Source organism: Phenylobacterium deserti, from assembly GCF_003254705.1.
Lineage (GTDB): Bacteria > Pseudomonadota > Alphaproteobacteria > Caulobacterales > Caulobacteraceae > Phenylobacterium > Phenylobacterium deserti.
The window spans coordinates 35,633-57,252 of sequence record NZ_QFYR01000003.1; the positions used below are offsets into that span (position 1 = coordinate 35,633).

Sequence of the window (21,620 nt, forward strand, 5' to 3'; positions counted from 1 at the left end):
CCAGACGCCGAAAGGGCCCGAAAATACCGATGAGTGAAGACAAGGTGCGCATCCTGATCGTGGAAGCGCGGTTCTATTCCGACCTGGCCGACGAGCTGTTGAAGGGCGCGAGTGACGCGCTCACGGCGTTTGGCGCGGAGTTCGATGTGGTGACGGTGCCCGGCGCTCTCGAAATTCCTGGTGCGATCGCCTTCGCGGCTGAAGGAGGCCACGGCCCGGGCCGGAGCTACGACGGTTATGTGGCGCTTGGCACGGTAATCCGCGGCGAGACTTACCACTTCGAGATCGTGTCCAACGAGTCGGCGCGCGGCATTATGGATCTCACCGTCCGCAAGCAGCTGGCGATCGGCAACGGCGTGCTCACCACGGAAGACGAGGAGCAGGCCTGGGCCCGCGCCCGCGTCAACGAAGGCGACAAGGGAGGCGGGGCCGCCCGCGCCGCTTTGACGATGGTCGAGCTGAAGCAGCAGCTGATGGGAGCTGGCCGATGAGCGCACCCCGGCAGGCCCGTTCGGTCGCTCGCCTCGCCGCTGTGCAGGCGCTGTACCAGATGGAAGTTTCCAGCGCGGGCGCCGAAGCGGTGATCCGCGAGTTCTCGGAGCACCGCTTCGACCGCGATGTCGAGGACATGACCCTGGCCACCGCCGACGAGGAGTTCTTCGCCGATCTCGTCCGCGGGGTGGTGAAGAGCCAAGCCGTCGTGGACAAGCAGATTGCGGCCAATCTGGCGCAGAACTGGCGGCTCGAGCGTATCGACGCGACCGTGCGTGCGATCCTGAGAGCCGGCGTCTTCGAGCTCGCTAACCGTCCCGACGTGCCCACCGAGGTGGTGATCGACGAATACGTCGACGTCACCAAATCCTTCTTCGAGGGCGCTGAGCCCGGCTTCGTGAACGGCGCCTTGGACGCTGTGGCCCGGGATGTCCGGGGCTGACGAGTTCGGAGAGATTGCGCGGCTCTTCCGGCCGCTGACCCGCGGAGACGCGGGGGCCTTCGACCTGCTGGACGACGCAGCGGTGATTCCGCAGCGGGCTGGCCATGATCTCGTGGTCACCAAGGACGCCATCGTCGAGGGCGTCCACTTCCCGGTCGGCGAGAAGCCGGACCTGATCGGCCGCAAGCTGCTGCGGGTGAACCTCTCCGATCTTGCGGCCAAGGCCGCCGAGCCGTTCGCCTGCTTCCTGGCGGTGGCCTGGCCGGCGGGCTTCGAAGTGCGGGACCGGGAGCGGTTTGCGCTCGGCCTGCACGCCGACCTGGAGACGTTTGGTCTGGCGCTTCTCGGTGGCGACACAGTCTCTACCCCAGGACCGTTCACAGCCAGTCTGACGGCGCTCGGCTGGGTGCCGCAGGGCCGCATGATCCGGCGCTCGGGCGCTCGACCCGGGGATCTGGTGATGGTCAGCGGCAACATCGGTGACGGCGTGCTCGGCCTGGACGCCGTTCAGGGGCGAATCGTCGACAGGGGGGGGCAGCTGGCGTTTCGCTACCGTTTCCCCGAGCCGCGTCTGGACCTGAGGGACCTGCTGCGAAAGTCCGCCACCGCTTCGGCGGACGTGTCCGATGGACTGATCGCCGATGTACGTCACATCGCGCTGGCGAGCGGGGTCCAGATCCACCTCGATCTCGATCAGCTGCCCCTCTCACGCGGCGCCGCCACCTGGCTCGAGCAACAGCCGGACATCGCGGCTGCGCTGGTTCGCCTCGCCAGCGGCGGCGATGACTACGAGGTCGTCTGCACCCTGCCGCGCGGTGTTCGCCGGCCGCCTGGGTTCACCATCGTGGGCGAAGTGACAGAAGGCGAGGGTTTGGAGGTGCGCGCCGCTGGCCGCCCCGTCGATCCTGGCCAGGGTGGCTGGACCCACGTCTAAAAGCGAGCCGCGGAACCGCGGCCATTGCTGGGGATTGGCAGAGCGCGCGTTGGGTGCGCGGAGTCTGTCCTATGCCCATGCCCGTCGGGCTACTCTCGCTGGCGACGGCGTCGCCGGCACACCAGTTGCCTCAGGACGAGGTCGCGGATGTGGCGCGTGGTCTATTTGCCGACCGCTTCCCGCAATTCGAGCGCATGGCGCCGGTGTTCCACACGGCAGGGATCCGCACCCGCCAGGCAGCCATGCCGATGGAATGGTACCTTGAACCTCGCGGCTGGCCCGAACGCATGGAGGCTTACACGCGAGTGGGCCTCGACCTCTTCGTGCGCAGCGCTCGGGCGGCGCTCGATGAGGCCGGGATAAGCGGAGCCGATATCGACATCATTGTCACTGTTTCCTCCACCGGCATCGCCACCCCAAGCCTGGAGGCCCGCGCCATGGGCCAACTGGGCTTCCGGCCGGACGCCGCGCGCGTGCCGGTGTTCGGCGTTGGTTGCGCTGGCGGGGCGACAGGTTTGGCGATCGCCTCACGCCTCGCGGCCTCGCAACCTGGAGCTCGGGTGCTGCTGGTCTGTGTGGAGCTCTGCACCTTGTCGTTTCGGATGGACGACCTCTCCAAGGCCGACATCGTGGCGACCGCCCTGTTTGGCGACGGAGCGGTAGCCTGCGTGTTGCAGGCGGGAGCGGAAGGCTTTGCCCAGGTGGTCGGACGGGCGGAGCACACCTGGCCAGACACCTTGGACGTGATGGGCTGGCGCATCGACCCGCAGGGGCTTGGCGTTATCTTCGCCAGGGCGATTCCGCCGTTTGCGCGCCAGAAGTTGCGTCCGGCCATGGATAGCATGCTGGCGACGCAGGACCTCTCGGTCGAGACCGTCAATCGCTTCATCTGCCATCCTGGCGGCATGAAGGTCTTGGAGGCCCTGGAAGCCAGCCTGGAGCTCGGACAGGGCAGTCTCGACCATGAGCGGGAGGTGCTGGCGGAGCATGGCAACATGTCGTCGCCGACAGTGCTCTACGTCCTGGACCGAGCCCGCCAGGCAGGGCTTCCACCGCGCTCCGTTGTGACCGCTCTGGGTCCCGGGTTCACCGCCAGCACCGTGACCTTGCAAGCGGCATGATCGCTTCGGTTCTCATCCTGACGTTCGTGACGCTCCAGCGGTTGGCCGAACTGGTGATCGCCCGCCGCAATACTCGTCAGTTGCTGGCCGCGGGCGGGGTTGAAGTCGGCGCAGAGCACTATCCGTTGATCGTGGGCCTGCATTCGGCCTGGATCGTCGGGCTGTGGCTGCTCGCCCGGGACGAGCCGCCGGACCTTGCTTGGCTCGCCGTGTATGCAGTCCTGCAGGTGCTTCGGGTCTGGGTGCTGGCGTCCATCGGCCGGCGCTGGACAACACGGATCATCGTCGTGCCGGGCGAGACCTTGGTGCGTCGTGGCCCGTATCGCTTCCTGTCGCACCCCAACTACGCCGTCGTGGTCGCAGAGATCGCCGTGCTGCCCCTCGTTTTCGACATGCCGGCCTATGCCGCGGTGTTCACCCTGCTCAACGCCTCGGTGCTCTGGATCCGGATTCGGGCGGAGGGCGCGGCGCTTCGGGCGAACGCCGCGCCGGTCAGTACCTAGAGGTCGAACCTCACCGACGCTTTGCCGAAGTCGAGCGCCACGGTGCTGAACTCCGACAGAAGGTCCATGCCGATCACCAGGGCCGGCTTTTCCTCGACTCCCCACACCCGGAACACGTGCGTGTTGGCGTGGACCACCGGCACGTTGCCCAGGCGAAGGCCGCCGAGGCGCAGGAAGGGCAGGTAGATCAGGTCGCCAATGAACGGCTCGCCCATGATGGTCTCGAGCCGCACCGGGCTCGGCTTGCGCTGGAGCCCTTGGGTGGGATCGATCCGGGCCACCAGGCGGCGCAGTGGGTCGTTGCACATGGTGATCTGGGAGCCTGAGTCGATCAGCGCCTGGATCGGTCGGTAGCTGACGTCGGCGTCGACGATGGTGAGCTGCCCCCAACGCTGGCGCGCGGGCACCACGACGCTGTTCAGCCGGGGCGGGTCGTTGCGGGAGAAGGTGATCTCGAGCCGCTTCTCCTTGATGTTGAGCACCAGTCGTTGGCCCTTGAGCCAGTCGACGCCCAGCACGCCGCCGAGCTGGTCGCTCTTCAGCGGCAAGGCAGGGGCCCGGACCCGGCGGCGATTGCGGCGGCCGACCTGCAACTCGTGGATCATGACCGCGGGCCGGGTCTGAACCCCGATGACGCTGTGGACCCGGGCAGGCGGCGCTGGGGTCAGCTCCAAATGCTCGGCCAAGCGGCGCGAGACGCAGGAGACGTTCGCGCCGGTGTCGATCAAGAAGGGGTAGGGGCCCTGGCCGTTGACGCCGACGGGCGCGACCATGGTGGAATAGGGATCGCCGGTGGTGTCGAGGCTGGTTTCAGGGTCTTCGTCCGGGGCGGTGACCACGGAGGTTCCAACGAGCGGCGGCTCGGGGTCGGCCAGAGCGTGGCCGGGCCAGAGCGCCGTGGCGGCGAGGGCGCCGAAAGCCTCGCGACGCGAGTACGCCATGTACAGTCCTCCCCCCGCTAGTCCTCTGTTATTTCTGCGGGTTGACAGAAAGAATATCACTGTTCGGCGAGGTCGTCATGCGGTGTCGCTTCACGATCGGGAAACCGGACGGGGGCAGAGTGAGCCGATGCTGCGCCGCGCTTTCCTCGCCGTTCCGTTCCTGCTGGCCGCCGGCTCGCCGGCCCTGGCGTCGGGGGCCGGGGGCAAGGGGGAGAAGAAGGCCGACGTCGGCCAGTACGTCGACCTGCAGCCGGTAGCGATCCCCATCGTGCTGGAAGGCCAGCTGGTGAACTATGTGTTCGTCTACGTCCGGCTGAACCTGGGCGCCAACTCGGACATCTCGCGTTGGCGGCAGAACGAGCCGGTGTTCCGCGACCGGCTGGTGCGGATGGCCCATCGCCAGTCCTTTGTCCTAGCCGGCGATCCCCAGAAGGTGGACGCGCCCAAGCTGAGCGCCGCCATGCAGCGCGAAGCGGTGTCGATCACCGGACCCGGGGTGATCAAGTCGGTGGCGATCACCTCCCAAACCTCCCGCGGCCGCGCCCAGCCCGTTCGCCGCTAAGCGAACCCGCGTTCGCAGAACGCAGGTGCGCACCGTTGCGCGCCCTCTCTTTCCTTGGCAGTGTCCCTTGGCTGAAGACACGGAGCGGCGATCGATCGCTCCGGCTTGGGGAAACGTCAGGGGCTGGGAGAGACGGCGCCGGATCCGCTCCAGGCGTCGCGCATCCCCCTCCGCGCAACGGAAGGGCGCATTTCATGAGTACTACGCTTACGCTGGTGATACTCGCCGGCTTACTCGCCGTCCTGTACGGCGCAGTCCAGGCGCGCGCCTTGCTCAAGGCCTCGCCAGGCAACGCCCGAATGCAGGAGATCGCGGCGGCCATTCAAGAAGGCGCGCAGGCCTATCTGCGCCGGCAGTACACCACCATCGCCATCGTGGGCGTGGTCATCCTCATCATCGTCGCCCTGTTGATCGGCCCGCTGGCGGCGATCGGCTTCCTGATCGGCGCCGTGCTGTCCGGCCTTGCGGGCTTTGCGGGCATGCTCATCTCGGTGCGCGCCAATGTGCGCACCGCGCAAGCCGCATCGGAGGGGCTGGAGAAGGGCCTTTCGCTGGCCTTCCGCGCGGGCGCCGTCACCGGGATGCTGGTGGCCGGCTTCGCCCTCCTGGGCGTGTCGGTCTACTTCTACGTCCTGACCGGACCGATGGACTACGACGCCACCAGCCGTGACGTGGTCGACAGCCTGGTGGCGCTGGGCTTCGGCGCCAGCCTGATCTCCATCTTCGCCCGCCTGGGCGGCGGCATCTTCACCAAGGGCGCCGACGTGGGCGGCGACATGGTCGGCAAGGTCGAGGCCGGCATTCCGGAAGACGATCCGCGCAACGCCGCGACCATCGCCGACAACGTGGGCGACAACGTGGGCGACTGCGCCGGCATGGCCGCCGACCTGTTCGAGACCTATGCAGTGACCACAGTGGCCACCATGGTCCTGGCGGCGATCTTCTTCCGCGGCACGGACGCCGTGAGCGCGATGATGCTTCTGCCGCTGGCGATCTGCGGCATCTGCATCGTCACCTCGATCATCGGCACCTTCTTCGTGCGGCTGGGCAAGAGCCGCAACATCATGGGCGCTCTCTATCAGGGCCTGATCGTCACCGGCGTGCTGTCCATCCTCGCCATCTGGTGGGTCACCAACCAGCTGGTCCCGGACGGCGTTCTCGACGTCAACGGCCAAGCCTACAGCGGCTCGAGCCTGTTCTGGTGCGGCGTCGCGGGCCTGGCGGTCACCGCCGCCATCGTGGTGATCACCGAGTTCTACACCGGCACAGGCTTCCGGCCGGTGAAGTCGGTGGCCAAGGCTTCAGTCTCCGGCCACGGCACCAACGTCATCCAGGGCTTGGCCATGTCGCTGGAGTCCACGGCCCTGCCGGCGCTGACCATCATCATCGGCATCATCGTCACCTACAGCCTGGCGGGCCTGTTCGGCATCGCCATCGCTACCACCGCCATGCTGTCGCTGGCCGGCTTCATCGTCGCCCTGGACGCCTTTGGACCGGTGACCGACAACGCCGGCGGCATCGCCGAGATGGCGGGCCTCCCGCCGGAAGTGCGGGTGTCCACCGACGCCCTGGACGCGGTGGGCAACACCACCAAGGCGGTGACCAAGGGTTACGCCATCGGCTCGGCGGGCCTGGGGGCGCTGGTGCTGTTCGCCGCCTACACGGAAGACCTTCGCTACTTCTCGGCCAACGCCGCGCCGGGCTCGTTCTTCGACGGGCTGGGCGAAGTGGCCTTCGATCTGTCCAACCCGTACGTGGTGGTGGGCCTGCTGTTCGGCGGGCTGCTGCCGTTCCTGTTCGGCGGCCTCTCGATGACCGCCGTCGGCCGCGCCGCCGAATCGGTGGTCGAGGAAGTGCGCCGTCAGTTCCGCGAGAACCCCGGCATCATGACTGGGGAGGTGAAGCCCGAATACGGGCGGGCAGTGGACATCCTGACCCGTTCGGCGATCCGCGAGATGATCGTGCCCAGCCTGCTGCCGGTGGCCAGCCCCATCGTCCTGTTCGTGGTGATCAACGCCATCGCGGGCAAGGCGAACGCCTTCGCCTGCCTGGGCGCCATGCTGATGGGCGTGATCGTCACCGGCCTGTTCGTCGCCATCTCGATGACCAGCGGCGGCGGCGCCTGGGACAACGCCAAGAAGCTGATCGAAGAGGGCCACTTCGGCGGCAAGGGCTCCGACGCCCACAAGGCGGCGGTGACCGGCGACACGGTGGGCGACCCCTACAAGGACACCGCCGGGCCGGCGGTGAACCCGATGATCAAGATCACCAACATCGTGGCGCTGCTGCTGCTGGCGGTGCTGGCCAACGGCGCGCTCGGCTGATCACGGCTGAGGCCTGAACGAAAGACGCCCCGGAGAGCGATCTCCGGGGCGTTGATCTTTGTGGAGCTGGAGGCGCTCTTAGCGGCGGTCGCCCGGCCGGTTGCCCGGCACGGTTTCGTCGTCCTGCGGAAGCATGGAGCCGCGGCCCACGGTGCCCAGCAGCTGCTCGAGCACGGTCAGCTCGCGGCCGCGGGTGGGGGTCTCGCGCCGATTGTAGGCGACCACCTTGCCGTCCTTGAGCGTGTAGTGGTTCACGCTCTCGACGACTTCGCTGTCCTTGTTGAAGGAGATGGCGGTGACGTTGCGCTGCACGACGCGCGGCTTGCGGAAGGCGACCCGCTCCTTGACCTGGTTCATGTAGAACCAGACGTTGGGATCGAAGGTCGACTGGGCCGAGGGCGAGCCGAGCTTGCCGCGCACGGTGGACTTGGTGTCCGTGCCGACAGCCACCTCTTCCGGCTTCGACTCGATGGCCTGGAAGCCCGAGTAGGTCTTGATGGGCGCGCAGGCGCCGAGCCCGGAGAGGGCGACGACGGCGACGGCGAAAGCGGCGCGGCGAAACATGCTGTTCAAGCTGTCCTTGCTCTGGAGGCTTTGACCTATCGCTCGCCGCCTCTTAGTTCAATGCCGCCCTTACGCGGGGCTTTCGGCGAAATCGAGGCCAATCGAGATGCTCAACCGTCTGTTCCGTCCACGGCCTGCCCGACTGACGGGCCGGGCCCTCTACGCTTCCTGCGTGGAACAGGCGCGCTCGCCGGCGCTCTACACCGCTTTCGGAGCGCCCGACACGCCCACCGGCCGCTTTGAAATCTACACCCTGCACATCGTGGCCCTGCTGGACCGGCTGGGCGGCCATGGGCCGCAGGCGGCGGAAACCGCGCAGGCGCTGTTCGACACCTATGTGAAGGCCCTGGACCACGCCTTGCGCGAGCTGGGGGTGGGGGACCTGTCCGTGGGCAAGAAGATGCGCAAGCTGGGCGAGGCCTTCTTCGGCCGGGCCAAGTCGTACCAGAACGCCTACAAGGCGCTGCCCGATCGCAGCGAGCTGGAAGCGCTGATCGCCCGCACGGTCTACGCGGGCGGCGATGGGGCTAAGGCGACTGAACTGGCGGCCTACGCGGCCGCGCAACGTGAACACCTCGAAGGCCAGCCGCTGGACGAGATCCTGGCCGGCCGCATCACCTGGAGGGCCGCATGAGCGAGGCCTGGACCGACATCGTCAAACTGCACGAGCTCGCCCGCGGGCCCGTCAGCGTCAAACTGGAAGCCAACGAAGCCCAGCGCGCCAAGATCGCCCGGGACCTTGCCCTCAAGAGCCTTCCGTCGCTGAGCGCCGAAGTGACCGTCCGCCCCTGGCTGGACGGTGCGGAGCTGTCGGGCAGGTTCCGGGCTGTGGTCGAGCAGATCTGCGGCGTGACGCTGGAGCCGTTCGAACAGCCTCTGAGGGGCGACATCGAGATCCGCGTCGTCCCCGCCGGCAGCCCGCACGCGCGCCCTGACGAGGAAGGCGATGTCGAGCTCGACATGGAATCACCTGATCCGCCCGACGTGCTGGAAAGCGACTCAATCGACGTGGCCGCCTACGTCGTGGAGCACCTGGCGCTGGAAATCGATCCGTTCCCGCGCAAGCCGGGCGCCGAGTTCGACTACCAGCCGCCCCCGGAGGAGATGTCCCCGTTCGCGGTGCTGAAGAAGCTGCAGGATCCCGAGGCCTAGAGGGCGCAGTTTGCATCTGCGAAAGCGGGGCGTATCGTCGGCCCGATTCAGCGCCCCGCGTTCGTCCGGCCGCCTGCGCCGTTGAAAGTCGTTTAACTATAGGCGCCTAACCAGCAGAGGGTGAGCCCCGATGCTCCGGGCGCCCGAAGGGATAAAGCCTTCTCTTGACCGACACTCTGGTGATTTCCGTCGACGCCATGGGCGGGGACCACGGGCCGTCCGTGGTGATTCCGGCGGTGGCGCAGGCGATTGCGTCCTCGCCCGCGAACGTCCGCTTCCTGATCCACGGAAACGAGGCGGCGATCGCTCCCGAACTGGCTCGCTGCAAGGGCGTGCTCGCCCGCGCCGAGGTCCGCCACGCCGAAAAGGTGGTTGGCATGGACGAGAAGCCGGCGCAGGCCCTGCGCCGGGCCAAGGGCACGTCCATGTGGAACGCCGTCGAATCGGTGCGTGACGGCGAGGCGGTGGCCGCCCTGTCGGCGGGCAACACCGGCGCTTTGATGGCGGTGTCCAAGCTGATCCTGCGGATGAGCGCGGACCTGGAGCGTCCCGCCCTGGTGGCCAGCATTCCGCACGGCGGGGGCGTGACCACGTTCCTCGATGTTGGGGCCAACGTCGATTGCGACGCCGAGCGGCTGGTGGAGTTCGCCGTCATGGGCGAGGCCTATCACCGGGCCGCGCACGGCGCGCCGCGTCCGACCGTGGGCCTGCTGAACGTCGGCTCGGAAGACATGAAGGGCCACGAGGAGGTCCGCGAGGCGCACCGCATCCTGCGCGAAGGCGGGCTGGACCTGGATTATCGCGGCTTCGTGGAAGGCGACGACCTGACCCGCGGGGCGGTGGATGTGGTGGTCACCGACGGCTTCACCGGCAATGTGGCGCTGAAGGCCATGGAAGGCGCGGCGCGTTTCATCACCAACGAGCTGCGTTCAGCTTTGACGTCGAACCTCGGCGCCAGCCTGGGCGCCATGCTGGCGCGGCCCTCGCTGCGCCGGTTCCGCGACCGCCTAAACCCGCCGCCGGCCGCGCCCCTGCTGGGTTTGAACGGCATCGTGCTGAAGTGTCACGGCGGAGCGAGCGCGCGGGACTTCGCGCAGGCGCTTAAGGTGGCGGCCGAACTTGCCCAGAGCGGGTTCGCCGCCGAGATCGAACGCAATATGAGACGCCTGCCGGCCGCTATGAGCGTGACGGCCGCCGCGTCCGCCGATGGAGCCGCCGAGTGACCCAGGTCTTGCGCAGCGTGGTGACCGGCGTCGGCGGCTATCTGCCCGATCAGGTGGTCACCAACGACGATTTGGCCAAGATCGTGGATACGTCCGACGAGTGGATCGTCGAGCGCACCGGCATCCGGCGTCGCCACAAGGCCAGCGATGACCAGCCGGTCTCAGACTTGGCCGTGGCAGCCGCCCGAAAGGCGCTGGAGGCCGCCGGCCGCAGCCCCGAGGACGTGGACCTGATCGTGGTGGCCACCACGACGGGCGACCTGACCTTTCCGGCCACCGCCACCATCGTGCAGCGTAAGCTGGGCGCGCCAGTCGGCGTGGCGTTCGACGTCCAGGCGGTCTGCTCCGGCTTCGTCTACGCCCTGTCGGTGGCGGACGGGTTCGTGGCGCGCGGGCGGGCCAAGTGCGCCCTGGTGATCGGCGCCGAGACCATGACGCGGCTGATGGACTGGACCGACCGCGGCACCTGCGTGCTGTTCGGGGACGGCGCGGGCGCCGTGGTGGTCGAGCCCCAGATGGGCGAGGGGACGACCGAGGACCGCGGGCTGCTGGGCTTCGCCCTGCGGGCGGACGGGACCAAGCAGGACCTGCTCTACGTGGACGGCGGCGTTTCCACCGGCCAAGTGGGCAAGCTGCGCATGCAGGGCAACCAGGTGTTCCGCCACGCGGTGGTCAACATCTCCGAGGCGATCACCGCCGCCGCGGCCGACGCGGGCGTCGAGGTGTCCGAGGTGGACTGGTTTATCCCCCACCAGGCGAATCTGCGGATCCTGGAAGGCGTCGCCCGCCGCGTGGGCATCGAAGACCACAAGGTGATCACCACGGTGGCCGACCATGCGAACACGTCCGCCGCGTCGATTCCGCTGGCGCTCAACACCGCCGTGCAGGATGGACGCATCAAGAAGGGCGATCTGCTTCTGCTGGAGGCGATGGGCGGCGGCCTCACCTGGGGAGCGTGCGTCGTTCGATTCTGACTTGCGCCCTTAACGACGTCTGGGAAACTGGGCCTTGAAGTCGTTGAGGCGATGGGACAATCAAGGGCCATGAACAACATCGCTGCGAGAGAAGCTGTGTCGATGAAGGGCGCGACGGTCACCCGGGCCGATCTCTGCGAGGCTGTTCACGAGGAAGTCGGCCTCACGCGCCAGGATTGCAGCGAGCTGGTGGAGCGGGTTCTGGAGCTGATGGCCCAGGCCCTCGAGCGCGGTGAGCAGGTCAAGCTCTCGGGCTTCGGCGTCTTCCAGGTCCGCGCCAAGAACGCCCGCATGGGGCGAAATCCGAAAACCGGCGAGCCCGCCGCGATCGATCCCCGCCGGGTGATCGGCTTCCGGGCCTCGCAAGTCATGAAGGCGCGGGTCGACCGCGCTCTTTCCCAGTGACTCCGGCCGCGACGGGGACGCCTTAAGCGGTGGCCAAGGGCCCGGACGCCTTCCGGACGATCTCCGAAGCGGCGGACGAGCTGAACGTGCCGCAGCATGTGCTGCGGTTCTGGGAAACCAAATTCTCCTTTATCCGGCCCATGAAGCGCGCCGGCGGGCGCCGGTTCTATCGGCCGCAGGATATCGCCGTGCTCAAGGGCGTGCGGCGGCTGCTGCACGACGATGGCTACACGATCAAAGGCGTGCAGCGGCTGTTTCGCGAGCAGGGCGTGCGCCGGCTGATCGGCGCAGGAGAGGGCGAGGCGCCGCCGCCGCCCGAAGGCGACCTGACCGAGCTGCTCAACACTGACCTGGACGAGGAAGGCCGCGAGCGGCTGTCCGACGCGCTGCAGGACTTGGAAGCGGCGAAGCAGAGGCTGGATCGGCTGCTGGGTCGCTGACGAGGCGCCGCGCGGCGTTATGGCAGTCGCCACGCGCCTAGGTGGCGCCTAGGGTGGTCTCGAACGGGAGCGCCTCATGTCCAAGATCCTGACCGCGGCGATGGCCGCGCTGCTGCTCGGCTTTGCGCCGCAGGCTCATGCCGACCTGAAGGACGAGAACCTGCTGATGCCGATGCCGACCGGCTTCAGCGAGGCCTACACCGCCCAGGACGGCGGCATGCACATGAGCGAGTTCGTGCCCGACGGCGAAAACGTCGACGACTGGTCGCAGATGATCACGCGCCAGGTGTTCCAGGGCCTGCGCAAGACCGATCCGGACATGCTGCCCAAGGCGATGCAGGGCAAGTGGGCGCAGGCGTGCCCGAAGGGCGAGGGCCAGAAGCTGACCTCCGCCCAGGAGAACGGCTATCCGGTGTCGATCTGGATGTTCACCTGCCCGATGAACCCGGCGGCGAACCGCCCCGAGACCATGTGGCTGAAGGTGATCAGCGGCGCTGACGCCCACTATCTGGTGCAGTACGCCCATCGCCGGCCGGTCACCGACAAGATGGTGGTGTCCACCATGGTGTTCCTGAAGCAGGTCAGCGTGTGCGACACGCGCATCAGCGCCCAGGCCTGCCCGGCCGGGATGTAGCTGCTGAAAGAAGGATATCTCGCCGCCGGGCGATGGTCGGAGCGGCGGGATTCGAACCCACGACCCCTTGACCCCCAGTCAAGTGCGCTACCAGACTGCGCTACGCTCCGGCGCCTGGCGGCGAGGCGCGCCTTATAGGCGTGGCGCGGGGCGCGCCGCAATCCCCAAACCGGAAAACTTGAGCGGCGGGAAGGCGGTGCCGCTCAGCGCAGCCGGCCGTGCTCCATCCACTTGATCATCGGCATCAGGGGCAGCACCCAGCCGAAACCCGCGGCCACGTAGTAGACCAGCTCGACCAGGCGGTTGTCGGGCAGCGCGTCGCCGATCATCGCCACCACCACCACATAGGCCAGCAGGTAGAAGGCGATCAGGAACAGGCCGAGGAACTTGCGCAGGCGAACGTTCATGGGGGGCTCATACCGGGTATAGGCGGGGCGCGGAAGCGTGGACGCCCGCGTCATTTGGGGGTAGCAGCGCGCCAAAGTTCAGCCGCGAAAGAGGGCGATTTCCGGCCCATGACTTCGTTCCTGCGTTCCGACCGTTCCCGCGCCGTCGCCATCTGGCTGATCGCGGTGGCCGTTCTGGTGCTGGCCATGGTGGTGGTGGGGGGCGCGACCCGGCTGACGGGCTCGGGCCTGTCGATCACCCAGTGGAAGCCGGTGACGGGCGCCCTGCCGCCGCTGTCGCAGGCCGACTGGCAGTCCGAGTTCGCCAAATACCAGGCGATCCCGCAGTACCAGCTGGTCAACAAGGGCATGACCCTTGGCGAGTTCAAGCAGATCTTCTGGTGGGAATGGGGTCACCGGCTGCTGGGCCGGGTGGTCGGGGTGGTGTTCTTTGCGCCGTTCCTGTGGTTCGCGATCCGGCGGGAGATCCCGCGTCGGCTGTTCTGGCGGCTGGGCCTGATCTTCGTGCTGGGCGGCCTGCAGGGGGCGATCGGCTGGTGGATGGTGGCAAGCGGCCTGTCGGAGCGGGTGTCCGTGGCGCCCGAGCGGCTGATGGTTCACCTGGGGCTGGCGTTCGCCCTGCTGGGGGCGCTGGTCTGGACGGCCCTGGATGCGTGGTTCGGCTATGCCCGGCAGACGCTGCCGAGTCCTTGGGGGCGGCGTGGCCTGGCCTTGGTCGCCTTGCTCTATGCGCAGATCCTGCTGGGGGCGCTGGTGGCCGGCACCGACGCAGGCTTCCTCTACAACGACTGGCCGCTGATGAACGGGCGGTTCTTCCCGGCCGACTATGGGGGGCAGGGGCTGTGGTCGACCCTGGCCCACAGCCAGGCGGCCGTGCAGTTCAACCACCGCATTCTGGCTTATGTGGTCACGACCGTGGCGATCGGCCTGGGGCTAGCGGCCTGGCGCTCCCACTACCTCAATCACGACGCCAAGCGGCTGGCGGCGGGGGTTGCCGGGGCGGTGCTGTTCCAGATGCTTCTGGGGATCGCGACCCTGATGGCCGTGGTGCCGATCGGCCTGGGCATCGCCCACCAGCTGATGGCCGCCTTCACCCTCTGCTTGGCCGTGGCCTTCGCCTGGCGGGCGCGGAGGGTGTAGAAAAAGCGCGGTATAATGTTACCGCACAACATAAGTGTAGGATTTTGCTATAGTTTGCGGCTGTAGTGAGAAATCGCTGCTGTTGACATCGGCGTTCATCCTGGGCATATGCGCCGCCTCACGTCGGGGCGCGTAGCGGTCCCGCGCAACTAACGGATCGTTCCCATGATGAAGACCACGGCTTCGCTGAAGCCCGCCGAGGTCGAGAAGAAGTGGATCGTGATCGACGCTCAGGACGCCGTGGTCGGCCGTCTGGCTTCGTTCATCGCCAACCGTCTTCGCGGCAAGTACCGTCCTGACTACACCCCGCACGTGGACTGCGGCGACTTCGTCGTCGTCGTGAACGTCGACAAGGTGCGGTTCACCGGCCGCAAGCTGCAGAACAAGACCTACTTCTGGCACACCGGCCACCCGGGCGGCATCAAGGAGCGCACCGCGGACAAGATCCTCGGCGGCCGCTTCCCCGAGCGCGTCCTGGAAAAGGCCGTCGAGCGCATGCTGCCCAAGGAAAGCCCGCTGGCCCGTAAGCAGATGACGCACCTGCGTCTCTACACCGGCGCGGAACATCCGCACGCCGCTCAGAACCCCGAGACCATCGCGTTCGCCGATCTGAACGCCAAGAACGTGCGGAGCGCGTAATGTCGGAACAAGCCACTCCCGCCGAAGGCTTCGACGCCCTGCGCGGCCTCGGCACGGCCGCTTCGGAAGAAGTCGTCCGCGAGCCCAAGATCGACGCCCAAGGCCGCGCCTATGCGACCGGCAAGCGGAAGAACGCCATCGCGCGCGTCTGGATCAAGCCGGGCAACGGCAAGATCACCATCAACGGCCGCGACCAGGAAGTTTACTTCGCTCGCCCCGTGCTGCGCATGATGATCGCCCAGCCGCTGGAGCTGACCGATCGCGCCGGCCAGTTCGATGTCATCGCCACCGTTGAAGGCTCCGGCCTTTCCGGTCAGGCGGGCGCCGTTCGCCACGCCATCTCCAAGGCGCTGACCTACTACGAGCCGGGCCTGCGCCCGGTGCTGAAGCCGCACGGCCTGCTGACCCGCGACCCGCGCGTCGTCGAGCGGAAGAAGTACGGCAAGGCCAAGGCCCGCCGCAGCTTCCAGTTCTCGAAGCGCTAAAGGCCGCGCGAGCTTTATCGCGTTTTCGGAAAGGGCGCTTCGGGAGACCGGAGCGCCCTTTTTCTTGTCTGGTTCGGAGCCCACCCCATGGCCCACACGGTCTTCATCGACGGCGAAGCCGGCACCACCGGCCTGCAGATCCGCGCGCGGCTCGACGGCCGGCAGGACCTGGAGATCGTCTCCATCGATCCGGCCAAGCGCAAGGACCCCGCGGCGCGGGCCGAGCTGCTCAACGGCGTGGACGCCGTGGTGCTGTGCCTGCCTGACGATGCGGCGCGCGAGGCGGTGAGCCTGATCCGCAACGACAAGGTCCGGGTGGTGGACGCCTCCACAGCCTACCGGGTGGATCCAGACTGGACCTATGGCTTCGCCGAGCTGACGGCGGGGCAGCGCGACGCCATCCGCAAGGCCAAGCGGGTCAGCAATCCCGGCTGCTATCCCACAGGCTTTATCGGCCTGATGCGTCCGCTGGTCAGCGCGGGGCTGATCCCCGCGACTTGGCCGGTGACAGTGAACGCGATCTCCGGGTACTCCGGCGGCGGGCGCGGGCTGATCGAAGAGTTCGAAAAGGGCGCGCCGGACGGCACGGCCGACGCTTATCGAACCTATGGTCTGACGCTGGGCCACAAGCACGTGCCGGAGATGCAGAAGCACGCCGGGTTCGACTTCCCGCCGCTGTTCGCGCCAGCGGTGGGCCGGTTTGCGCAAGGCATGCTGGTGGAGGTCCCGCTGCAGCTGTGGGCGCTGCCGGGCAAGCCCGGACCCGGCGACCTGCACGTGGCGCTGCAGGCGGCCTACGCGGGCGAGCGCTTCGTCGAGGTGGCCAGCGGCGCCGAGTGCGCCGAGTTGCAGACGGTGCGAGCTGGAGCCGCCGGCTATGTGGCGGGCCTTGATCCCGAAGCGCTGAACGGCACCAACCGCATGCGGCTGTTCGTGTTCGGCAATGCCGCCGGCACTCAGGCGCGCCTGGTGGCGCAGCTGGACAACCTGGGCAAAGGCGCCTCGGGCGCGGCGGTGCAGAACCTGAACCTGATGCTGGGGCTGGATGAAGCCGCCGGGCTCTGACGCCGCAGCGCGTTGCATCCGGCGAGGCGAGGGCCACGTATCTGGGACATGACCCAGCCCTCCCTCGATCGACGCCGTCTGCTGGCGCTTTCCGCTTTGGCTCTGGCTGCGCCCGTCCCGGCGCTAGCCGCAGTCGCCAAGGATCCTTACGCCGGCTCAGGCTGGCGCAAGCTGCCGGACCGGCAGTGGAAGCAGCGGCTGTCCCCCGGCGCCTACATCATCCTGCGAAAGGAAGGCACCGAGATCGCCGGCACGAGCCCGCTCCTGAACGAGCATCGCAAGGGCACCTTCCATTGCGCCGGCTGCAACCTGCCGCTGTTCAAGTCCGACTGGAAATTCGAGAGCGGCACCGGCTGGCCTAGCTTCTACACCGCGATCCCCGGCGCCTTGGGAAAGAAGACCGACTTCAAGATCGGCGTGCCCCGCACCGAGTACCATTGCGCCCAGTGCCTGGGCCACCAGGGCCACGTCTTCGATGACGGGCCACGGCCCACCGGGCTGCGCTATTGCAACAATGGGCAGGCGCTGAAGTTCATCCCCGCCTGACCACGGCGAGGTTGCGTCGGAACGCCGCTGCCAGGCCGACGCAATTTCGCCTCAGGCTCTCCCGATCCGTCGAGTTCACAACGACTTGGGACTTGAGGGACCGACATGGCCGCAGCCAGCGCCGAAGAGCAGTATCTGCTGGAACTGATCAACGCCGACCGCGCCAAGGCCGGCGTCCAGCCTCTGGCCGGCGACAGCCGCCTGAATGACGCCGCCGACCTCCACAGCCAGTGGATGATCGACACCGACACCTTCTCGCACACGGGGGCGAACGGCTCGACAGCGACCCAGCGCATGCAGGCGGCCGGCTTCCAGTTCACCGGCTCGTGGTCCAACGGCGAAAACATCGGGTGGGCCAGCCTGCGTGGGGCGCCAGGGTTCGCCGACGAAGTCGAACTCCTGCACACCAACCTGATGAACTCGCCCGGCCACCGCGCGAACCTGCTGAACGGTACGTTCCAGCAGGTGGGGCTGGGGTTCAAGACAGGGGAATATCAGGGCTGGCAGGCGGCCTTCGTGACGGAGGACTTCGCCAAGGTCGGAACCAACAAGTTCATCACCGGGGTGGCCTACAACGATCTCAGCCTCGATCGGAGCTATGACCTCGGCGAGGGACTGGGCGGGGTCACAGTCACGGCCACCAGTGCGTCGGGCGCGGTCTACTCGGCGACCACGGCGGCGGGCGGCGGCTATGATCTGGCGCTGCCCACGGGGACCTATAGCCTGAGCTTCTCCGGCGCCGGACTGACCGGCTCCACCCAGACGGTGTCGGTGGGCGCTTCCAACGTTAAGGTCGACCTGGTGGATCCGCAGGCCGGGGCCACGCCGGTCCCAACGCCCACACCGACCCCTGTCCCGCCGACCGGTCTCAGCCTCACCGGCACGAGCCGGGCGGACGTGCTCCAGGGCGGCGCAGGCGCGGACACCCTTCTGGGCGGCGGGGGATCGGACCGCCTGTTCGGGCTGGACGGCTCGGACAAACTCGACGGCGGCGCGGGCGCGGACACCCTGTTCGGAGGAGCTGGCGTCGACACCCTGACGGGCGGGGCCGGCAACGATCACTTCGCCTTCGACACCCTCGGCGGCGGCGCGGACGAGATCACCGACTTCAACGTCTACTACGACACGATCGACCTGGCGCAGGCGGCGTTCGGGGCCGCAGGCGCCAAGGGCGCTCTGGCTTCGACGGCGTTCTGGAAAGGGGCGGCCGCGCACGATGCGTCCGACCGGATCATCTACAACAGCCAGACCGGCGACCTGATCTACGATCCCGACGGGACCGGCGCGGCGCAGGGCCAGGTGTTCGCACACCTGACCCCGGGCCTGTCGCTGACCAGCAGCGACTTCCTGGTCTACTGAGTCTTAGGAGGCGCGCGGCGCGTTCGGCGCTCTCGGCGGAGCCGGGGGCTGGGGCGCGCCGCCCCCTTCGTGGTTGACGCTGCCCGAGCCCGACACGTTCGTCTCCAGGCGGCGCGGATTGGTGACGAGGTCGATCTCGCCCGAGCCTGAGATATCGAGTCTGGCGGACTCGCTGGGCGCGATGCGCGCTTCGCCCGATCCGGAGATCTGCACGGTGGCGTCCTGCACCACCAAGCCGCCCAGGTCGGCTTCGGCGGAGCCCGCGATGTCGAGATCCAGGGTCTTGGCCGCGCCACGCACCTCAGCTTCGCCGCTGCCGGACAGCTCCACGGAAATGCGGTCCTGGTTGTAGCCGTCGACGTAGAGCTCGCCCGCTCCGGACACGGCGAAGGCGTTGACGCCCGGAGCCGTCAGCGTGACCTGCAGGCTGCGCCGCATGGGCGGATGGCCCTGGCGGAAGCGGATCTCGCCGTCCACGACTTCGACGTTGTCCAGGGCGTTCGCGGGGTCTGAGATGGTCAGGCGCGGGGTTCCGTCAGCCTGCACGTAGCGGACCTCGGCGGGGATGGAGACCGCCAGGCGTTGGCCGTTCGTCCACGTGAAGTCGCGGGTTTCGGAGTTGCGGCCCGAATGGCCGGACTGCTCCCAAGGGGACTGGCCATCGTGGCGGTCCCAGTCCCAGCCCCAGGCGCCGCGCGCCACGGCGTCGGGGCCTGCGATTGCGATCGCTGCGGAGATGCAGACCACCGAGAGCAGGAAGCCGGTGACGGCGATCATGGAAAGAACGCGGATCATGTGAGCCTCCCTCACGCTTGCGGTTCAAGAGCCGGCTTGAGCAGCCGGTAGTGCAGGCGCCCGTACCAGACGAGGGCGTTGACGAGGCCGATGCAGATCAGGGTCAGCACCGCGCCGACCGAAGCCGCGCCGGCCATCATGCCGAGGCCGCCGAGCATGGCCGCGGCGATACCGCCCGGAAAGTCGGTGAAAGGTCCGGCGACGAAGACAGCGCCGCCGCCGAAGAAGACCGCAATGCAGCCGATGGCGATGCCGAACAGGGCGCCGCCGATGCCCATGAGGATCGGCAGCAGGATCAGGACGTCGATGGCGCCCAGGCCGAGCACCGCAAAGACAGCCCCAACGGCGCCCGACGGGCTGCGTTGCTCTTCCCAGCGCTTGAGGCTGTTCTCGGCGCGGATCTCGCGGGCCAGGCGGCTCGGATCACCAAGGGCGGTGGCGACTTCCGCCTCGCTGCGCCCAGCGGCTTCACCCTCGGCGAAGTGGGCCTCATAGTCCGCGCAGATGTCGTTGATGGTCTGCTGCGGCAGGCCGCGCAGGCCTTCCCGCAACCTGGCCATGAAAGCCTGACGGGTCATTTCGCCCCTCCGAGAATGTCCTGCACCGCGCCGGAGAACGAGCTCCAGGCGGCCTTCTGATTGGTGAAGCTGCTGCGGCCGGCCTCAGTGAGCCGGTAGTACTTGCGCGGCGGGCCGGCGCTGGATTCAACCAGATAGGTCTCTACCAGGCCGTCGTTCTGCAGGCGCCGCATCAGCGGATAGATGGTGCCTTCGCCCATTCCGATCGCGTCCGACAGGCGGCTGGCGATCTCGTAGGCGTAGCTGTCATGCTGGGAAAGCAGGGCCAGAACGCAGAGTTCGAGCGCCCCTTTCTTCAGCTGGATCTCAATGGACTCGGGCATGCGCCGATCTCCCTTCCTGACCAGCAGAGTGCCGCAAGGTAGTGAGTGGTGCAAGGTACCGTGCATTAAACCTTAGTAAGGTATCGCAAGGGAGCTGTGGCGCGCGCGAGGGGGGCTAGTCCGAGTGCGCCGATCGGCTGTCGACCGGCGCCTCGTCGCGGGCAGTCAGGCCGTAATCACGGATCACCTGGGCCACCCGCAGCCGGTAGCCGGCGAATACCCCGCTGCGACCGGCCGCCTGCGCAGTGCGGTGAGCGGGCAGGTTGCGCCAGGCCGCCACGGCCGCTTCGTCGCGGAAGAAGGAGAGCGAGAGGAGCTTGTCGGGGGCGCTGAGGCTCTGGAACCGCTCGACTCCCATGAAGCCGTCCACCTGCGCCAGCTGCTGCACTAGCTGACCTGCGATGTGCAGGTAGCGGGCCTTGGTGTCAGCCCCTGCCGGCTCAACTTCGAAGATGACGGCGATCACGGCGTCACCGGGGTGAGGGGCTTCAGAAAGAGGCGGTCCTCGTACCGGATGAAGCGGTGTTCGCGTGCAAAGGCGAAGGCTTCCCGTCCAACCGGATCATCCCGCAGGCGCATGCGGTAGGCCTGGTACGCGGCGAGGTCGGGAAGGCTGTAGACGCCGTAGGCGGTGCTGGCTGATCCCTCGTGCGGCCCGAAGTAGCCGACGAGGTTGGCGCCGGCCCGCGGGATCGCCTCGCCCCACATGCGGGCGTACTCGGCGAACAGGTCCGCGTCCGCGGGGGCGATGTCGTAGCGGATGAAGCAGGTGATCATGTGGGCCTTCCTGTTGAGAGCCCGGCCTAGCAGCGGGGGCGAGCCAGATGCTTCGACCGAGGTCGAACCATCGACGCCGGGCGCGTGCTATTGCACCAGCATGAGCAGTGTCGCCCGCTTGGCCGAGATCGGCGCCCTGATTGGCGATCCCACGCGTTGCGCCATGCTGGTCGCGCTGATGGACGGGCGGGCTCTGACCGCCTCCGAGTTGGCGCGGGCTGCCGGCGTGACGCCGCCGACCGCGAGCTCGCACCTGGCCCAACTCACCCAGGCCGATCTGCTGTCGGTGATCCGGCAGGGTCGCCATCGCTATCATCAGATCGCGTCGGCGGAAGTCGCGCGCATGCTGGAAGGGCTGATGGCTGTGGCGTCGCGAACGGCGGCGCCGCAACGCGTTGTCGCGACGGGGCCTCGCGACCAGAGCATGCGCGACTTGCGGACCTGCTATGACCATCTCGCCGGCCGGCACGCGGTGGCGATCGCCGATGGCATGGCGGCGCGCGGTCAGATCGTGCTGAGCCCTGACGGGGGACGGTTGACCGAAGCGGGGGAGGCTTTGCTGCGGACGCTGTCGATCGACGTGCCCGCCGAGCCGGGTCTACTCGTGCGCCCCTGCCTGGACTGGAGCGAACGGCGCTTCCACCTGGGCGGCGGACTGGGGGCGGCGCTGCAGCAGGCGTTTCTCACCCGGGGCTGGATCCGCCGGTCGGAAGGCTCGCGCGCGGTCTCGCTTTCGCCGGATGGGCGACGCGCCCTGGCGGATCTGTTCGATCTGGAGGCGCTGAGGGCCTAGGG

The 21,620-nt window shown here is 68.0% G+C and carries 29 protein-coding genes and 1 tRNA gene; 21 read left to right on the plus strand and 9 right to left on the minus strand.

Annotated features, from left to right (window positions below; all coding sequences use genetic code 11):
* The first annotated feature begins 29 nt into the window (after positions 1-29).
* The 5 genes from ribH (at position 30) to DJ018_RS12750 (ending at position 3,492) form a co-directional block, all read left to right on the plus strand.
* Positions 30-491, plus strand: a complete 462-nt coding sequence (gene ribH, locus DJ018_RS12730) for a 6,7-dimethyl-8-ribityllumazine synthase (RefSeq protein WP_111515346.1) — start codon at positions 30-32, stop codon at positions 489-491.
* On the plus strand, positions 488-934 hold the full coding sequence (gene nusB, locus DJ018_RS12735) for a transcription antitermination factor NusB (RefSeq protein ID WP_111515347.1): 447 nt from the start codon (positions 488-490) through the stop codon (positions 932-934). The genes ribH and nusB overlap by 4 nt, the downstream gene beginning before the upstream one ends.
* On the plus strand, positions 921-1,868 hold the full coding sequence (gene thiL, locus DJ018_RS12740) for a thiamine-phosphate kinase (RefSeq protein WP_111515348.1): 948 nt from the start codon (positions 921-923) through the stop codon (positions 1,866-1,868). The genes nusB and thiL overlap by 14 nt, the downstream gene beginning before the upstream one ends.
* A gap of 71 nt (positions 1,869-1,939) precedes the next feature.
* Positions 1,940-2,989: a type III polyketide synthase gene (locus DJ018_RS12745; RefSeq protein WP_111515349.1), complete on the plus strand. Its 1,050-nt coding sequence runs from the start codon at positions 1,940-1,942 to the stop codon at positions 2,987-2,989.
* Entirely contained in the window at positions 2,986-3,492 is a 507-nt protein-coding gene (locus DJ018_RS12750; protein WP_111515350.1) for an isoprenylcysteine carboxyl methyltransferase family protein, read from the plus strand. The genes DJ018_RS12745 and DJ018_RS12750 overlap by 4 nt, the downstream gene beginning before the upstream one ends.
* Here the strand turns inward: DJ018_RS12750 and DJ018_RS12755 are convergent.
* Entirely contained in the window at positions 3,489-4,433 is a 945-nt protein-coding gene (locus DJ018_RS12755) for an aspartyl protease family protein (RefSeq protein ID WP_111515351.1), read from the minus strand. The two genes, DJ018_RS12750 and DJ018_RS12755, sit on opposite strands and share 4 nt — an antisense overlap.
* A 127-nt stretch (positions 4,434-4,560) precedes the next feature.
* On the opposite strand from DJ018_RS12755, the gene DJ018_RS12760 reads away from it, so the two are divergent.
* The gene (locus DJ018_RS12760) at positions 4,561-4,995 is read left to right on the plus strand and encodes a hypothetical protein (protein WP_111515352.1); all 435 of its coding nucleotides are present in this window, start codon (positions 4,561-4,563) and stop codon (positions 4,993-4,995) included.
* 194 nt (positions 4,996-5,189) lie between these two features.
* Positions 5,190-7,319 carry a sodium-translocating pyrophosphatase gene (locus DJ018_RS12765; RefSeq protein WP_111515353.1) on the plus strand — a complete coding sequence of 710 codons (2,130 nt, stop codon included), beginning with the start codon at positions 5,190-5,192 and terminating at the stop codon, positions 7,317-7,319.
* A 78-nt stretch (positions 7,320-7,397) separates the two neighbouring features.
* Here DJ018_RS12765 and DJ018_RS12770 read toward each other — a convergent pair whose 3' ends face one another.
* Positions 7,398-7,883, minus strand: a complete 486-nt coding sequence (locus tag DJ018_RS12770) for an outer membrane protein assembly factor BamE (RefSeq protein WP_111515354.1) — start codon at positions 7,881-7,883, stop codon at positions 7,398-7,400.
* Positions 7,884-7,989: 106 nt separating this feature from the next.
* Between DJ018_RS12770 and DJ018_RS12775 the strand changes: the two genes are divergently transcribed.
* From DJ018_RS12775 to DJ018_RS12805, 7 genes are all read left to right on the plus strand, one after another.
* Positions 7,990-8,517 (plus strand): ubiquinol-cytochrome C chaperone family protein, encoded by a 528-nt coding sequence (locus tag DJ018_RS12775; protein ID WP_111515355.1) that lies wholly within the window; start codon positions 7,990-7,992, stop codon positions 8,515-8,517.
* The gene (locus DJ018_RS12780) at positions 8,514-9,035 is read left to right on the plus strand and encodes a YceD family protein (RefSeq protein WP_111515356.1); all 522 of its coding nucleotides are present in this window, start codon (positions 8,514-8,516) and stop codon (positions 9,033-9,035) included. The genes DJ018_RS12775 and DJ018_RS12780 overlap by 4 nt, the downstream gene beginning before the upstream one ends.
* A gap of 164 nt (positions 9,036-9,199) precedes the next feature.
* Positions 9,200-10,258: a phosphate acyltransferase PlsX gene (gene plsX / locus DJ018_RS12785; RefSeq protein WP_111515357.1), complete on the plus strand. Its 1,059-nt coding sequence runs from the start codon at positions 9,200-9,202 to the stop codon at positions 10,256-10,258.
* The gene (locus DJ018_RS12790) at positions 10,255-11,232 is read left to right on the plus strand and encodes a beta-ketoacyl-ACP synthase III (protein WP_165842915.1); all 978 of its coding nucleotides are present in this window, start codon (positions 10,255-10,257) and stop codon (positions 11,230-11,232) included. Before plsX ends, DJ018_RS12790 begins: the two co-directional genes overlap by 4 nt.
* A 102-nt stretch (positions 11,233-11,334) precedes the next feature.
* Positions 11,335-11,637, plus strand: a complete 303-nt coding sequence (locus DJ018_RS12795; RefSeq protein ID WP_111515737.1) for an integration host factor subunit alpha — start codon at positions 11,335-11,337, stop codon at positions 11,635-11,637.
* 29 nt (positions 11,638-11,666) lie between these two features.
* Positions 11,667-12,077 (plus strand): MerR family transcriptional regulator, encoded by a 411-nt coding sequence (locus DJ018_RS12800; protein WP_111515358.1) that lies wholly within the window; start codon positions 11,667-11,669, stop codon positions 12,075-12,077.
* 76 nt (positions 12,078-12,153) lie between these two features.
* Entirely contained in the window at positions 12,154-12,711 is a 558-nt protein-coding gene (locus tag DJ018_RS12805) for a hypothetical protein (RefSeq protein ID WP_111515359.1), read from the plus strand.
* Between the two features lie 33 nt (positions 12,712-12,744).
* On the opposite strand, the gene DJ018_RS12810 is transcribed toward DJ018_RS12805, so the two are convergent.
* Positions 12,745-12,821: transfer RNA gene (locus tag DJ018_RS12810), tRNA-Pro, on the minus strand.
* Positions 12,822-12,914: 93 nt separating this feature from the next.
* A complete protein-coding gene (locus DJ018_RS12815) occupies positions 12,915-13,118 on the minus strand; it encodes a DUF2842 domain-containing protein (protein WP_111515360.1) in 204 nt (67 codons plus the stop codon).
* Between the two features lie 108 nt (positions 13,119-13,226).
* On the opposite strand from DJ018_RS12815, the gene DJ018_RS12820 reads away from it, so the two are divergent.
* The 6 genes from DJ018_RS12820 (at position 13,227) to DJ018_RS12845 (ending at position 18,352) form a co-directional block, all read left to right on the plus strand.
* The gene (locus DJ018_RS12820; protein ID WP_111515361.1) at positions 13,227-14,258 is read left to right on the plus strand and encodes a COX15/CtaA family protein; all 1,032 of its coding nucleotides are present in this window, start codon (positions 13,227-13,229) and stop codon (positions 14,256-14,258) included.
* A 165-nt stretch (positions 14,259-14,423) separates the two neighbouring features.
* On the plus strand, positions 14,424-14,897 hold the full coding sequence (rplM, locus tag DJ018_RS12825; RefSeq protein WP_111515362.1) for a 50S ribosomal protein L13: 474 nt from the start codon (positions 14,424-14,426) through the stop codon (positions 14,895-14,897).
* Positions 14,897-15,382: a 30S ribosomal protein S9 gene (gene rpsI / locus DJ018_RS12830; protein ID WP_111515363.1), complete on the plus strand. Its 486-nt coding sequence runs from the start codon at positions 14,897-14,899 to the stop codon at positions 15,380-15,382. The genes rplM and rpsI overlap by 1 nt, the downstream gene beginning before the upstream one ends.
* An 87-nt stretch (positions 15,383-15,469) precedes the next feature.
* Positions 15,470-16,447, plus strand: a complete 978-nt coding sequence (argC, locus tag DJ018_RS12835; RefSeq protein WP_111515364.1) for an N-acetyl-gamma-glutamyl-phosphate reductase — start codon at positions 15,470-15,472, stop codon at positions 16,445-16,447.
* 48 nt (positions 16,448-16,495) lie between these two features.
* Positions 16,496-16,993 carry a peptide-methionine (R)-S-oxide reductase MsrB gene (gene msrB / locus DJ018_RS12840; RefSeq protein ID WP_111515365.1) on the plus strand — a complete coding sequence of 166 codons (498 nt, stop codon included), beginning with the start codon at positions 16,496-16,498 and terminating at the stop codon, positions 16,991-16,993.
* 105 nt (positions 16,994-17,098) lie between these two features.
* Positions 17,099-18,352: a CAP domain-containing protein gene (locus tag DJ018_RS12845; protein WP_111515366.1), complete on the plus strand. Its 1,254-nt coding sequence runs from the start codon at positions 17,099-17,101 to the stop codon at positions 18,350-18,352.
* Positions 18,353-18,355: 3 nt separating this feature from the next.
* On the opposite strand, the gene DJ018_RS12850 is transcribed toward DJ018_RS12845, so the two are convergent.
* The 5 genes from DJ018_RS12850 to DJ018_RS12870 form a co-directional block, all read right to left on the minus strand.
* Positions 18,356-19,147 (minus strand): GIN domain-containing protein, encoded by a 792-nt coding sequence (locus tag DJ018_RS12850; protein ID WP_111515367.1) that lies wholly within the window; start codon positions 19,145-19,147, stop codon positions 18,356-18,358.
* A gap of 11 nt (positions 19,148-19,158) precedes the next feature.
* The gene (locus tag DJ018_RS12855; protein ID WP_111515368.1) at positions 19,159-19,725 is read right to left on the minus strand and encodes a DUF1700 domain-containing protein; all 567 of its coding nucleotides are present in this window, start codon (positions 19,723-19,725) and stop codon (positions 19,159-19,161) included.
* Positions 19,722-20,048, minus strand: a complete 327-nt coding sequence (locus DJ018_RS12860) for a PadR family transcriptional regulator (protein ID WP_111515369.1) — start codon at positions 20,046-20,048, stop codon at positions 19,722-19,724. Before DJ018_RS12860 ends, DJ018_RS12855 begins: the two co-directional genes overlap by 4 nt.
* A gap of 115 nt (positions 20,049-20,163) precedes the next feature.
* On the minus strand, positions 20,164-20,514 hold the full coding sequence (locus DJ018_RS12865) for an antibiotic biosynthesis monooxygenase family protein (RefSeq protein WP_111515370.1): 351 nt from the start codon (positions 20,512-20,514) through the stop codon (positions 20,164-20,166).
* Positions 20,511-20,825: an NIPSNAP family protein gene (locus DJ018_RS12870; RefSeq protein ID WP_111515371.1), complete on the minus strand. Its 315-nt coding sequence runs from the start codon at positions 20,823-20,825 to the stop codon at positions 20,511-20,513. Before DJ018_RS12870 ends, DJ018_RS12865 begins: the two co-directional genes overlap by 4 nt.
* A 100-nt stretch (positions 20,826-20,925) precedes the next feature.
* On the opposite strand from DJ018_RS12870, the gene DJ018_RS12875 reads away from it, so the two are divergent.
* Positions 20,926-21,618: an ArsR/SmtB family transcription factor gene (locus DJ018_RS12875; RefSeq protein ID WP_111515372.1), complete on the plus strand. Its 693-nt coding sequence runs from the start codon at positions 20,926-20,928 to the stop codon at positions 21,616-21,618.
* Positions 21,619-21,620: the final 2 nt, after the last annotated feature.